This window comes from Nocardia sp. NPDC050412, assembly GCF_044458825.1.
Classification (GTDB): Bacteria; Actinomycetota; Actinomycetes; order Mycobacteriales; family Mycobacteriaceae; genus Nocardia.
The window spans coordinates 95,681-107,796 of the sequence record NZ_JBITIJ010000010.1 but is presented as its reverse complement, the minus strand read 5'-3'; the positions used below and the strand labels follow the sequence as shown (position 1 = coordinate 107,796).

The following is a 12,116-nucleotide window of genomic DNA, read 5'->3' as shown; positions in this document are numbered from 1 at the left end:
ATTCGGATTCCTAACGGGGTCGGCCGGGTGCGGGCCCCCTCACAGACCCCGCACCCGGCGCCAGTCGACTACTTGAGGCCCTTGGCCCACTCGTAGGACGTCAGGTACGGGTCCGGCGTCACGGCCTTGCCCGAGTCCCACACCGTGTAGATCAGGCCGTCCGGGCGGATTTCGCCGATGCGGGCGGTCTTGGTGATGTGGTGGTTGGAGCCGTCGACGGTGACCAGGCCCTCCGGGGCATCGAAGGTCACGCCGTCGGCCGCGGCCTGAATATCGGCCACCTTGAACGACTTCGCCTTTTCCACGGTGTTCTTCCACAGGAAGACCGAGGCGTAGGCGGCCTCCATCGGGTCCGAGGTCGGCTTGTCGGCACCGAATGCGGCCTTGTAGTCCGCGACGAACTTCTTGTTAACGGGTGTGTCGACGGTCTGGTAGTAATTCCAAGCGGTCAGCTGTCCGGCGATATTCTGCGCGCCGATACCGGCGACCTCTTCCTCGGCGATGGATACCGAAACCACCGGCATATCAGCGGCTTTCAGGCCCGCATTGGTGTACTCACGGAAGAAGGCCACATTCGAGTCGCCGTTAAGGGTGTTGAATACCGCGCCCGCCTTGGCATTACGGACCTTGTTCACAATGGTGGAGAAGTCGGTGGAACCGAGCGGCGTGTAGTCCTCACCCTTGATCTCGATGCCGTTCGCGGCCGCGTAGGCCTTGATCTCCCGGTTGGCGGTCTGCGGGAAGACGTAGTCCGAGCCGACCAGGTACAGGGACTTGATGCCCTTCTGCTTCAGATAGTCCAGCGCGGGCAGGATCTGCTGGTTGGTGGTAGCGCCGGTGTAGAAGATGTTCTTGCTGTCCTCCAGGCCCTCGTACTGGACCGGGTAGTAGAGCAGCGAGTTCAGGCTCTCGAACTTCGGCTTCATGGCCTTGCGGCTCGACGAGGTCCAGCCGCCGAATACCGCCGCGACACAGTCGGAGCTGATCAGCTTCTCGGCCTTCTCCGCGAAGGTCTTCGGATCCGAGGCGCCGTCCTCGAGTACCAGGTCGAGCTTCTTGCCGAGTACACCGCCCGCGGCATTGATCTGGTCGACGGCCAGCTTGGTCGAATTGGCGACGGTGACTTCGGAAATCGCCATGGTGCCCGACAGCGAGTGCAGCGAGCCGATCTTGATCGAGTCCTTGGAGCTATCGACGCAGGACGAGGCGTTGGAGCCGCTGGCCGAGGCGTCATCCTTGGCGCCGCAGCCGGTCAGCAACAGTCCGGCGAGTGCGACGGCCGTCGGCGCGACCAGCGCCTTGCTGACGCGGCGTGAGCGCGATCGACGGGTATCACGGGATTCTGGCATGGAGCGCCACCCTTCTCACTTCATCAGGTATTCGGCGACGCTGCGTGCGCCGCGCCGAGTACGCCCGCCTTTTGCCCCGGTCACGGCTGTAGACCGGGTTGTATACAGCGGCTGTATTCGTGGTGCGAACGTTAGACAGAAGTTGTTGCGCCGGAATATCTCTCGGTGACGAGTCCATTGCGCACGTTTCCGCCGTGTGAACGTTTGCGGAAATCGGTCGGCAAACCGCTGTGAGGAGGCCGCCCTGCCTACGGTTGCGTAGCAAGACAGCGGTACGGCAGGCTCTTTTTGTACAACGTCAAAACGCCGATTCCGCGGCTGCCCGGCCGTGGAGGCGTGAGTCCGAGGAGGACCGGTGGGTCACTACAAGGCGAACGTTCGGGATATCGAGTTCAACCTGTTCGAGGTGTTAGGACTGGACAAACTCCTTGATACGGGTGCCTATGGCGATCTCGATTCGGAAACCGTGCGCGAGATCCTGGCCGAGGTGAAGCGGCTCGCCGAGGGGCCGGTGGCGGAATCCTTCGCAGCGGCCGACCGCGACCCGGTGGTCTACGATCCGGCCACCTACTCGGTTTCGGTGCCCGAACCGCTACGCCAGACCGTCCAGGCCGTGCACGAGGCCGATTGGAGTCGGCTCGGCATGCCGGAGGGAATGGGCGGCACGCCGGCGCCCGCGGCGGTGATCTGGTCGGTCAATGAGATGCTCACCTGCGCCAATCCGGCGGCGAGCTTCTTCAATATGGGCCCGGTGATGTCCTCGGTGCTGTTCAATGTCGGCACCGAACAGCAGAAGCAGTGGGCCACAAAGGGTTACGACCGCGGCTGGGCGGGCACCATGGTGCTGACCGAGCCCGATGCCGGTTCCGATGTCGGCGCGGGACGCACCAGGGCCGTCAAGCAGGAGGACGGCTCCTGGCATATCGAGGGCGTCAAGCGCTTCATCTCCGGCGGTGATGTCGGCGAGACCGCCGAGAACGTCTTCCACCTGGTACTGGCTCGTCCGGAAGGCGCCGGTCCGGGCACCAAGGGCCTGTCGCTGTTCTACGTGCCGAAATTTCTGTTCGATCACGAGACGCTGGAGTTGGGCGACCGCAATGGCGTCTACGTGACCGGTGTCGAGCACAAGATGGGTCTGAAGTCCTCGCCCACCTGTGAGCTGACCTTCGGTGCGACCGATGTGCCCGCCAAGGGCTGGCTGGTCGGCGAGGTGCACAACGGCATCGCGCAGATGTTCCAGGTGATCGAGAACGCACGCATGGTGGTCGGCATCAAGTCCGCCGGCACCCTGTCCACCGGATACCTCAATGCGCTCGACTACGCCAAACAGCGCGTGCAGGGGGCGGACCTGACCCAGATGACCGATAAGGCCGCCCCGCGCGTCCCCATCACCCACCACCCGGATGTGCGGCGTTCGCTGGCAATGCAGAAGGCCTACGCCGAAGGTCTGCGCGCGGTATACCTTTACACCGCTGCTCACCAGAATGCCGATGTGGCACAGCTGGTTTCGGGCGCGGACGCGGAATTGGCGCACCGAGTGGACGATCTCCTGCTGCCGATCGTGAAGGGGGTCGGTTCCGAGCGGGCCTACCAGTACCTGACCGAATCACTGCAGACACTGGGCGGTTCGGGCTATCTGCAGGATTACCCGATCGAGCAGTACATCCGCGATGCGAAGATCGACTCGCTCTACGAGGGCACCACCGCGATCCAGGCGCAGGACTTCTTCTTCCGCAAGATCATTCGGGACAAGGGTGTGGCGCTCGCGCACGTCAACGGGCAGATCGCCGCCTTCTTGGAGGCCGAGACCAGTCGCTTCGAGACCGAGCGGGCGCTGCTGGCCACCGCGGTCGAGGATGTGCAGGCGATGGCGGCCACGCTGACCGGCTATCTGATGGCGTCCCAACAGGATCCGAAGCAGCTGTACAAGGTCGGACTCGGTTCGGTGCGCTTCCTGCTCGCGGTCGGCGATCTGCTCATCGCCTGGCGACTGCTGGTGCAGGCCGAGATCGCGGCCGCCGCGCTGGCCGCCGAGGCACCGGCGAAGGATCGGGCGTTCTATTCCGGAAAGGTCGCCGTCGCAAGCTTTTTCGCGAAGAACGCACTGCCGGAGTTGACCGCGGTGAAGAACATTATCGCCGCGATCGATAACGACATCATGGAGCTGGACGAAGCCGCGTTCTGAATCAGCAGTTGGTCTGCAGGGGCCAGCACTCGGTCGGATGGTGCGGCGGCGGCGAAGGCGTCACGCTCGTTGTCGAGGTATCCGGTTCGCGGGCCGGATCGGTCGAATCGTGGGCGAGTGAGCTCGCGATCACGATGAGGACCACAACCATTCCGACCAGGGCAACCGCGAAGACCGCCCACCCCGCCGCCGTCTGCCGCTTACTCGGCGGCAGCGGCGCGGGGATGACGTGCCGGCGCAGCTCCCGCGCCGACGGCGACGGCGCTTTCGGCTGCACCTCGTCGAAGCCATCGGCGAGCAGCTCGGCGCGCGAAGGCTTTTCGGTGGCGCCGAGTGCATCGCAGGCGGCGCCGACCCGATCCGCGGTCCAGCTGCGCGGTCCGGCGGAGAAACCCTCGAGGTAGATGCGGAGTTCGGTCGCGTCACGGGCATTCGAGACGAGGATATCCATGCCGGGACGCAGGTTGGTCCGGGCAGGTCGCACCGCGACCCCGCGGAACGGCACGAGTACGACGGCGCCGCAGATGTGGCCCGGATCGATCAGCGCCCGCTCCAGCCGGGTTTTCACCGCGTGCACGCTGTGTTCCAGCTGATCGATGGGATTGCCGGAGATCTCCTCGTCCAGGTCGGCAGGCTCGGCGCTGATCATCCATCGGCCGTCGCCCGGAATGTTCAGAATCCCGCTCTGGCGGCGTCGGAAGCCCTTGATATCGGTCACGGTAATGCCGCGAGGGGTCAGGATGACCGCGTCGACCCGACGGGATCCGTGCTCGCCGATCTCCAGGCCGACCAATGCGACTGCGGTCGTCGGATACAACCGCAGGCATTCCACGAACTCCTGTTCGGCCCCGGAGAGATTCGCTCCGGTCTTGATCTTCACCAGCATCGCGTATTTCCTACCCTCATCCGGTTCACCCCGGCGCCCCACATCCACCGCGCCGGTACTGATGATGACCCGCCGTCGCCGCGAAGACCACCGGAAAGCGCAACTCGGTGCCGCCGACCCGCCGATCGCGGACCTACCCGCTAGTACGCTCGGATTCGTTCCGGCAGGACGGATCCCGCCGCCGGCGGCGAGCAAGGAGGCACAGGCATGGTTTCGGCGTTGCGACCACGCATTTCACCGGGTCGACTCCGGGAGTTGGGCCCGATCAATTGGGTTGTCTGGCAGGTACTTTCACGCGCTGCGGGGACGGACGACGCACATCTGTTCAGCACGCTCGGCCGCACCAAGGGACTGTTTCGCGGCTGGCTGCACTTCTCCGGACGGTTGATGCCGGGTGGCCGACTGCCCAGGCATGAATCTGAGCTGGTCATCCTGCGCGTCGCCCAACTGCGCGACTGCGCCTACGAGATGGACCATCACATTCGCCTCGGCAGGCGAGCTGGCATCACGCCGCAGATCCTGGACCGAGTTCGCACCGGGCCCGCCGCCGAGGGGTGGTCGGACAAGCATCGCGCGCTGCTCACCGCGGTCGACAAGTTGGTCGAAACCCGCGATATCGACGACGCCACCTGGACCGCCCTTGCCGAGCACTACGACGAGCGCAGCCTGATCGAAATCGTGCTGCTCATCAATCAGTACGAAGGACTGGCCGCGACCATTACCGCGCTGCGGATCCAGCGCGACGGCATCTGACCTACCGCGGCGTCGGTGCGCAGTTCGCCTCTCGCCAACGCCGTCCATTCTCGATTTAGCAATTCCAGAGCGATCACCCCCGACAGCCCCTAAACTGAAACGCGACACGCACAGAATGACGATTTCCGTGACCGTCGTCATGCCGCACCACAGCTTTCGAGACAATAACCGATGTGTGTCGCACACCATAGTGTGACGGCACCAGGATCGGAAACCCCTCCATCAAGCTAGCTGACAGTTAACTGTCGGCTCGACAGGAGAAAGGGGCCGTCATGACCGTCAGCCTCGTGTTGATCGTGGCGGGATTCATCCTTCTATCCATCGTGATCACAAGCTTCATGCTTCCCGGCGGCGCGGACGCCGCACGGCATCCGAAACCGCATAACGAGCCCGGCGATCAGTAACCCTGCGGCTCAGCAGTTTTCGATGAGCTGGGCCAAGCCGTCCAGGACTCGCGCCAGACCGAATTCATAGGCATGGTCGGCGCTGTAGGCGCTGTCGTACGCCTGCCCCGCGACCGCGCCGATGCGGGCGGCGAGCGGGTAGCGCTCGTCATCGAAGAATTGGGCCAGCAGCGGTGCGGCGCGCTCCCACCATTGCCGGTCGGACATGGCGCTATCGGCGGCGGCGCGCTCGGTGTCGATGGCGATTCGCGCCACCGAGGTGACGAAGCCGAGGACGTAGGTGACGGCGGCGTCCATCTCGAGATCGTCGAGGCCGAGGCCGTCGAAGGCGCGCAGTTCGTGTTCATATTTGGCGGCGACGCCGGGGCCGAGCGGCGGCCGCGCGGTCGGCAGGTAGGCGACCCACGGGTGGCGGACCAGCATGGCGCGATTCTCGGCGGCGATCGTAGCGACACGATCGCGCCAGGGCAGCTCGGCCAGGTCGGCACGCGACATCTCCTGGTAGACCGCATCGAGCATGAGGTCGACGAGTTCCGCCTTGCCCGGTACGTAGGTGTAGGTGGCCATGGGGGTCAGCCCCAGCTTGGTGGCGACGGCTCGCATGGTGAGCGCGCCGATCCCATCCGTATCCGCGATTCCGATGGCCGCCGCGACCACGGCATCCACACTGCTGCGCTGCTTCGGTCCGCGTACCGATGCGACGGGCACGCGCCAGAGCAGTTCCAAGGTGCGCACGGGATCGCCCGCGCTGCTGCGGTCCCGTGATTGCTCGGCCATGCCGCCTCCTCGTTTCGCGAGATCCTTGTGCGAAAGCCGATCGTATCGGCGTGTCACACGCAACAGTTCGGCCTCTCGGAAATTTCTCTACAAAGTACAGCATACTTAGTATAGTATTTGAGTCCTGCTTCAGAGGAGGATCTAGTGAACATCACCGCTTCCGCCATCTCGCTCAATGTGGCCGACCCGCAGGCCTCGGCCAAGTTCGCCATCGACCACCTCGGCTTCACCGAGCAGATGTCGGCCGACGGCTTCGTGTCCGTCACCCGGCCCGATGCCGGTTTCACCCTGTGCTATCTGCGCACCGGTCTAGACAGCTTCAGGCCGATAGACAAAGCGGGGAGCGCGGGCGAGGGCCTACTGGTCGCCTTCGTCGTGGACGATATCGAGGCCGAGTACGAACGGCTCCAGCGCGAGGGCGTACCGATCGTCACCCCGATCGAAACCGAGCCCTGGGGCGAGCGGTACTTCCAGACAGCCGATCCGAACGGCATCATCCTGCAATTGGTGCAGTGGGACTGATGCGGATCGAGGTCGCATGCCGTGCCGCAAGCAAGGCGTGCGACCTCGATAGCCTCAACTGACCAATTCCGTTGGACACCGGGCTGATACGCCTGCCAATACCTTGCGGCGGTGCGCAAGCCCGGTGGACCCCGCTGAATGCGCGCTGGGACGGCGGGCGAATCCGACACCTCGGCTAGCCAATTCCATTGGCGTACAACGCGCTTGCACGCGGTAACGAGGAGCACGGATAACACGCTGCCGCATGGAAACCCGGTGTGCATGCATCACGCTAGGGCGGCAGATAACCTCGGCACCTCAGCTACCAATTCCTTTGACGCACAACGCGCTTGCATGTCACATCGACGAGCGCGGGTAACACGCGGCCGCACGCAAGTCCGGTGAACCCATTTTGGATGCGTCGCACTCGGACGGCGCACGGTTTCAGCGCCTCAGCTGACCAGTTCATTTGATAGACAACGGCTTGCACGCCGTCTCGCTACATTGCGACGGCGGCGTGCAAGCCCGATGAACTCACCCTTGGATGCGTCAGGCGAGGGCGGCGCGGAAGACCTCTACCGCGGGAGTGGACGGGCGACCGAGCAGTTTCTGGAGGTCGCCGGAGTCCACATCGAGGATGCCGTCGCCGACGCCGGCGTCCGCATCAGCGAGCACAGCGGCGTAGTCGCCGGGCAGACCGGCCTGCTCGAGTGCCGCGCTGTAGTCCTGCTCGGACAGGTTCTCATAGCGCACCGGCTTGCCGGATGCCTGCGAAATCACCTGGGCGAGTTCGGCATAGGTGAGGCGCTCATCACCGCCGAGTTCGTAGATCCGGCCCGCGTGGCCGTCGGTGGTCAGCACCTTGGCGGCCGCCTCGGCGTAGTCGGCGCGCGCGGCACCGGCGACACGACCGGCACCCCCGGCGCCGTGCAGCACGCCGGACTCGACCGCGTGCCCGAGCGCACCGAAGTAGTTCTCCCAGTACCAGCCGTTGCGCAGGAGTGTGTGCGGGACAGTAGATTTCGCGAGCGCCTCCTCGGTGCCCCGGTGCTCCTGAGCCAGGATGAGCGGGTTCTCGGTGGCGCGCGGAATGCTGGTGTAGGCAAGCAGTTCCACACCCGCGCGCTCGGCAGCCCGGATTACGTTGGTGTGCTGGGCGACTCGCGCACCGAATTCGTTACCGGAGACCAGCAGCACCCGGTCGACACCGTCCAGCGCGCGGTCGAGCGCTTCCGCGTCGTCATAGGAAGCCTGTCGGACCTCAACGCCCCGCTCGGCCAGATCGGCGACCTTCTGCGGATCACGCACGATCGCGACCACCGGCGTGGTCCCCTCGCGCAATAGCGCCTCGATGACGAGACGGCCCAGCTGCCCACCAGCTCCGGTTACGGCGACGCTCATGACTTACCTCCATGGTCTATACGTTCATCAAGTACTAACTAATAGTAAGCACTATGCATTCCGTAGCCACTTTGGTCAAGTTGGGTACTATCGATTCCATGACCACTCAGCGCACGCCGTTGGTGGATACCGACGATCCGACGCTGGAATCCGACGTATTCGCCCGAAACTGCACGTCACGTCCGGTGCTCCAGAACGTGGTCAGCCGCTGGGGCACCCTCGCCCTGGTCGCGCTGCGCGAAGGGCCGTACCGGTTCAGTGCCCTGCGCCGCCGCGTCGACGGTGTCAGCGAGCGCATGCTCTCCCAAACCCTGCAAGCCCTCGAGCGCGACGGCATGGTGCACCGCGAAGTGCAGGAAACCATCCCCCCACGAGTCGAGTACACCCTCACCGACCTCGGCGCCCAAGTCGCCGAACGCCTCGAAGACCTCATCCGAATCATCGAAACCAACATGCCCCGAGTCCACGAAGCCCAAGCCACCTACCACCGCGGCTGACCAGACGACGAAGATCATCATGTACTGGTGGAGTAGGTCTCTCGGCCGATGCCGCAACCAATACACAGTGCACAACCGACCAGCGGGAAGGTCGGGAGGTTGTGGTGGGTTGGTGTGGGTATGGAAATTTCCTCAGCTGTTGATTTCGCGCGGACAACCAAGCGGTCCGTGCTCACCACTATTCGGCGCAACGGTCGCCCACAGCTGTCCAATGTGCTGCATGTGGTCGATGACGACGGGATCATTCGCATCTCCATCACCGCCGACCGGGCCAAGTACCACAACCTGGTGCGCGATCCGTGGGCCGCGATCCACATCACCCGCGACGACTTCTTCGCCTACGCCGTCATCGAGGGCACCGTCGACCTCACCCCGGTTGCCGCCGACCCCAATGACTCCACCGTCGACGAACTGGTCGCCTACTACCGAGCGGGCTCAGGCGAGCACCCCGACTGGGACGAATACCGCAAGGCCATGGTCACCGACCGCCGCGCCCTCGTCCGCCTGACACCCACCCACGCATACGGCATGCTCTGACGATCCTCAGTGCCGCAGCAGCTCCGACACCGTGACGAATTGGTAACCGGCGGAACGGAGTTCGCTGACGATGCGCGGTATTGCGGCGAGGGAATCGTGCCCCTGCCCCATGACGTGCAGTAGGACAATGGAGCCCGGCCGCACTTTGGCCACGGTTTCGGTGACGATCGCGTCGGTGCTCGCCTGTTGGCCCGAGTCGGGTTCCACATCCCAGGTGATCGTCGTGCGGTCATGGTCGGACAGGTACTTCGGCAGAGCCCAGAGTTTCTTGCCGTAGGGCGGGCGGAAGGTGACCGGGCCCTGGTAACCGGTTTTCGCGATTTCCGCTTCGGTTCGTTCGATCTCGTCGCGGACGGTATCGCCGGAGACGAGCACCATGCGGCGATGGTTGTAGGTGTGATTGCCGATTTCGTGACCGGCCTGCGCGATCGCCCTGCCGTATTCGGGATGCGCGGCCAAGTCCCGGCCCATGAGATAGAAGGTAGCTGGAATCCCGGCTTCGGCAAGAACTTTCAACACTTCGGGCGCTTTGTCGGTCGGGCCGTCGTCCAGGGTCAATGCGACCACCCTGTCGGTCGTATCGACCCGGTTCACCAACCGTCCCGCCAGTTGGAAGGTGCGCGAGTTCATCAGGTAATAGCCGCCGACCGCCAGCGCCAACACCACCACGAGCACCAGCGCACCACCGATCAACCACTTGCGTCGCATCATCAGCTCCTATGAAAAACAGTGGCGCCCGGACCTTTCGGTCCGAACGCCACCGTCTTGGACACGGATCAGAAGTTGATCATGTGGCCCGCGAGGCCGTGGAACGCTTCCTGCAAGGCTTCGCTCAACGTCGGGTGGGTGTGGACGTTGCGGGTCAGCTCATTGACGGTCAGGTCCCACTTCTGGGCCAGGGTCAGCTCCGGCAGCAGCTCGGAGACATCCGGACCGATGAGGTGGCCGCCGAGCAGTTCGCCGTACTTGGCGTCGGCTACCAGCTTGACGAAACCGGTCGGATCGCCGAGGCCGTGCGCCTTGCCGTTGGCGGTGAACGGGAAGGTGGCGACCTTCACGTCGTAGCCCTCGTCGCGGGCCTGCTGCTCGGTGAGGCCGAAGCTGGCGACCTGCGGCTGGCAGAAGGTGGCGCGCGGCATCATCCGGTAGTCGCCGAGGGGGACCGTCGGCGCTCCGGCGATGGTCTCCGCGGCGACGACGCCCTGAGCCTCCGCTACGTGGGCGAGCTGCAGCTTCGCGGTCACGTCACCGATCGCGTAGATGTGCGGCACATTGGTGCGCATGTTGTCGTCGATGACGATGGCGCCACGTTCGAGCGCGACACCGGTGTTCTCCAGGCCGTAGCCCTCGACTCGCGGCGCGAAGCCGACGGCCTGCAGCACCTTGTCGACGGTGACCGTCTCCAGGTTGCCGGTCTTGTTGTCCTTGATGGACACGGTGACCTTGGAGCCGTCGTCGTCGATCGACTGCACGGCCGCACCGGTGGTGATGGTGATGCCGAGCTTCTTGTACTGCTTGGTGATCTCCTTGGAGACGTCGGCGTCCTCGTTCGGCAGCGCACGGTCCAGGAACTCCACGATGCGCACGTCGACGCCGTAGTTCTTCAGGACGTAGCCGAACTCCATGCCGATCGCGCCGGCGCCGACGATCAGGATCGAGCCGGGCAGGTCGCGGGTGAGGATCTGCTCCTCGTAGGTCACCACATTCGCGCTGAGCGAGGTGCCCGGCAGCAGCTTGGTGACGGTGCCCGCGGCGATGATGACATTGCTGAAGGTGATCGTCTCGGTGCCGCCGCTGGACAGGGCGACCGAGAGGGTGTTCGCGTCGGTGAAGGTGCCCTTACCGTCGAACTCGTCGATCTTGTTCTTCTTCATCAGGAAGTGGACGCCCTTGACCCGGCCGTCGGCGACCTTACGGCTGCGGTCGAACGCGACGCCGAAGTCGAAGCTCACATCGCCGGAGATGCCGAAGGTCTTGGCTTCCTTGGTGAAGATATGCGCGAGTTCCGCGTTGCGCAGCAGCGCTTTGGAAGGGATGCAGCCCACGTTGAGGCAGACACCACCCCAATACTTCTGCTCGACGATGGCGGTACGGAGGCCAAGTTGTGCCGCACGGATGGCGGCGACATAACCGCCAGGACCGGCACCGAGAACGACAACGTCGTAATGGGAAGTCACGTCGTCGAGCCTAACTCTGTCGGGCGAACTTCACCCACCCTCCCCCGGCAACTATGAGACGCGCGCCACATGGCACCGCGGCTTTCGTGCGACCGGGCAGCTGCGCGGGGCTGCGATACCTCGGCTGGCGGCTGCGGCACACGGCAGCGGTGAACTAAACCCCCTCGGGCCGCCAGCAGCAGCGATAGCCATCAGCTCTTGAAATGGAAATGCATCCATCGGTGTGCGCACCACGGTCAGGTGAACATTATTTACACGACAGCAGCCGTAGCCGATTCGGCTCGGCCGACGATAATCGGTCCGGTGGTGACCTCCGATGACGTGCGACGGATCGCGTTGAGCCTGCCGCGAACGACCGAGGCGCTGGTGCGAGATCGGGCGAAGTTCCGGGTGGGCCGCATCGTGTACCTGGCGCTGTCCACGGACGAGACCCGCATGGGTTTCGCCTTTCCCAAGCAAGAGCGGGCGGCACTGGTCGCGGGTGAGCCCGACAAGTTCCTGATGCCGCTGCCGCGCGACGAGCGATACAACTGGGTCCGGGTGCGGCTCGATGCCATCGACGAGACGGAGTTGACGGAACTGGTCATCGAGGCATGGCGCATGGTCGTCCCCAAGCGCGTCGCCGCCGCGCACCTCGGTGACTGAAGCA

General features: G+C 64.5%; 13 protein-coding genes. 7 read left to right on the top strand and 6 right to left on the bottom strand.

The window, feature by feature from the left end; genetic code table 11:
• Positions 1-68: 68 nt before the first annotated feature.
• Complete coding sequence (urtA, locus tag ACIBI6_RS26905) at positions 69-1,349, bottom strand: urea ABC transporter substrate-binding protein (protein WP_364353547.1); 1,281 nt, start codon at positions 1,347-1,349, stop codon at positions 69-71.
• Between the two features lie 355 nt (positions 1,350-1,704).
• Here urtA and ACIBI6_RS26900 point away from each other — a divergent pair, with 355 nt between their 5' ends.
• Positions 1,705-3,534: an acyl-CoA dehydrogenase gene (locus ACIBI6_RS26900; RefSeq protein WP_396958254.1), complete on the top strand. Its 1,830-nt coding sequence runs from the start codon at positions 1,705-1,707 to the stop codon at positions 3,532-3,534.
• A gap of 1 nt (position 3,535) precedes the next feature.
• On the opposite strand, the gene ACIBI6_RS26895 is transcribed toward ACIBI6_RS26900, so the two are convergent.
• Positions 3,536-4,420 carry a nuclease-related domain-containing protein gene (locus tag ACIBI6_RS26895; protein ID WP_364353553.1) on the bottom strand — a complete coding sequence of 295 codons (885 nt, stop codon included), beginning with the start codon at positions 4,418-4,420 and terminating at the stop codon, positions 3,536-3,538.
• A 219-nt stretch (positions 4,421-4,639) separates the two neighbouring features.
• On the opposite strand from ACIBI6_RS26895, the gene ACIBI6_RS26890 reads away from it, so the two are divergent.
• Complete coding sequence (locus ACIBI6_RS26890) at positions 4,640-5,173, top strand: carboxymuconolactone decarboxylase family protein (protein ID WP_364353846.1); 534 nt, start codon at positions 4,640-4,642, stop codon at positions 5,171-5,173.
• 272 nt (positions 5,174-5,445) lie between these two features.
• Positions 5,446-5,577 (top strand): hypothetical protein, encoded by a 132-nt coding sequence (locus tag ACIBI6_RS26885; RefSeq protein ID WP_364353556.1) that lies wholly within the window; start codon positions 5,446-5,448, stop codon positions 5,575-5,577.
• Between the two features lie 9 nt (positions 5,578-5,586).
• Here ACIBI6_RS26885 and ACIBI6_RS26880 read toward each other — a convergent pair whose 3' ends face one another.
• Entirely contained in the window at positions 5,587-6,354 is a 768-nt protein-coding gene (locus ACIBI6_RS26880; RefSeq protein WP_396958253.1) for a TetR/AcrR family transcriptional regulator C-terminal domain-containing protein, read from the bottom strand.
• A gap of 144 nt (positions 6,355-6,498) precedes the next feature.
• On the opposite strand from ACIBI6_RS26880, the gene ACIBI6_RS26875 reads away from it, so the two are divergent.
• Complete coding sequence (locus ACIBI6_RS26875; RefSeq protein ID WP_396958252.1) at positions 6,499-6,876, top strand: VOC family protein; 378 nt, start codon at positions 6,499-6,501, stop codon at positions 6,874-6,876.
• Positions 6,877-7,404: 528 nt separating this feature from the next.
• On the opposite strand, the gene ACIBI6_RS26870 is transcribed toward ACIBI6_RS26875, so the two are convergent.
• On the bottom strand, positions 7,405-8,256 hold the full coding sequence (locus tag ACIBI6_RS26870) for an SDR family oxidoreductase (protein WP_364353565.1): 852 nt from the start codon (positions 8,254-8,256) through the stop codon (positions 7,405-7,407).
• A 98-nt stretch (positions 8,257-8,354) separates the two neighbouring features.
• On the opposite strand from ACIBI6_RS26870, the gene ACIBI6_RS26865 reads away from it, so the two are divergent.
• Complete coding sequence (locus ACIBI6_RS26865) at positions 8,355-8,753, top strand: winged helix-turn-helix transcriptional regulator (protein WP_396958251.1); 399 nt, start codon at positions 8,355-8,357, stop codon at positions 8,751-8,753.
• 120 nt (positions 8,754-8,873) lie between these two features.
• The gene (locus ACIBI6_RS26860) at positions 8,874-9,290 is read left to right on the top strand and encodes a PPOX class F420-dependent oxidoreductase (RefSeq protein WP_364353571.1); all 417 of its coding nucleotides are present in this window, start codon (positions 8,874-8,876) and stop codon (positions 9,288-9,290) included.
• 6 nt (positions 9,291-9,296) lie between these two features.
• Here ACIBI6_RS26860 and ACIBI6_RS26855 read toward each other — a convergent pair whose 3' ends face one another.
• Together ACIBI6_RS26855 and lpdA are read right to left on the bottom strand one after the other, a co-directional pair.
• The gene (locus ACIBI6_RS26855) at positions 9,297-9,998 is read right to left on the bottom strand and encodes a polysaccharide deacetylase family protein (RefSeq protein WP_364353574.1); all 702 of its coding nucleotides are present in this window, start codon (positions 9,996-9,998) and stop codon (positions 9,297-9,299) included.
• 68 nt (positions 9,999-10,066) lie between these two features.
• Positions 10,067-11,467, bottom strand: a complete 1,401-nt coding sequence (lpdA, locus tag ACIBI6_RS26850; RefSeq protein ID WP_364353577.1) for a dihydrolipoyl dehydrogenase — start codon at positions 11,465-11,467, stop codon at positions 10,067-10,069.
• A 246-nt stretch (positions 11,468-11,713) separates the two neighbouring features.
• On the opposite strand from lpdA, the gene ACIBI6_RS26845 reads away from it, so the two are divergent.
• Complete coding sequence (locus ACIBI6_RS26845) at positions 11,714-12,112, top strand: MmcQ/YjbR family DNA-binding protein (protein WP_396958335.1); 399 nt, start codon at positions 11,714-11,716, stop codon at positions 12,110-12,112.
• Positions 12,113-12,116 lie beyond the last annotated feature (4 nt).

Coding starts and splice junctions, on each gene's coding strand:
- ACIBI6_RS26895 (WP_364353553.1), bottom strand. CDS start 4,420: ATGCTGGTGAAGATCAAGACCGGAGCGAATCTCTCCGGGGCCGAACAG.
- ACIBI6_RS26860 (WP_364353571.1), top strand. CDS start 8,874: ATGGAAATTTCCTCAGCTGTTGATTTCGCGCGGACAACCAAGCGGTCC.
- urtA (WP_364353547.1), bottom strand. CDS start 1,349: ATGCCAGAATCCCGTGATACCCGTCGATCGCGCTCACGCCGCGTCAGC.
- ACIBI6_RS26885 (WP_364353556.1), top strand. CDS start 5,446: ATGACCGTCAGCCTCGTGTTGATCGTGGCGGGATTCATCCTTCTATCC.
- ACIBI6_RS26880 (WP_396958253.1), bottom strand. CDS start 6,354: ATGGCCGAGCAATCACGGGACCGCAGCAGCGCGGGCGATCCCGTGCGC.
- ACIBI6_RS26865 (WP_396958251.1), top strand. CDS start 8,355: ATGACCACTCAGCGCACGCCGTTGGTGGATACCGACGATCCGACGCTG.
- ACIBI6_RS26870 (WP_364353565.1), bottom strand. CDS start 8,256: ATGAGCGTCGCCGTAACCGGAGCTGGTGGGCAGCTGGGCCGTCTCGTC.
- ACIBI6_RS26855 (WP_364353574.1), bottom strand. CDS start 9,998: ATGCGACGCAAGTGGTTGATCGGTGGTGCGCTGGTGCTCGTGGTGGTG.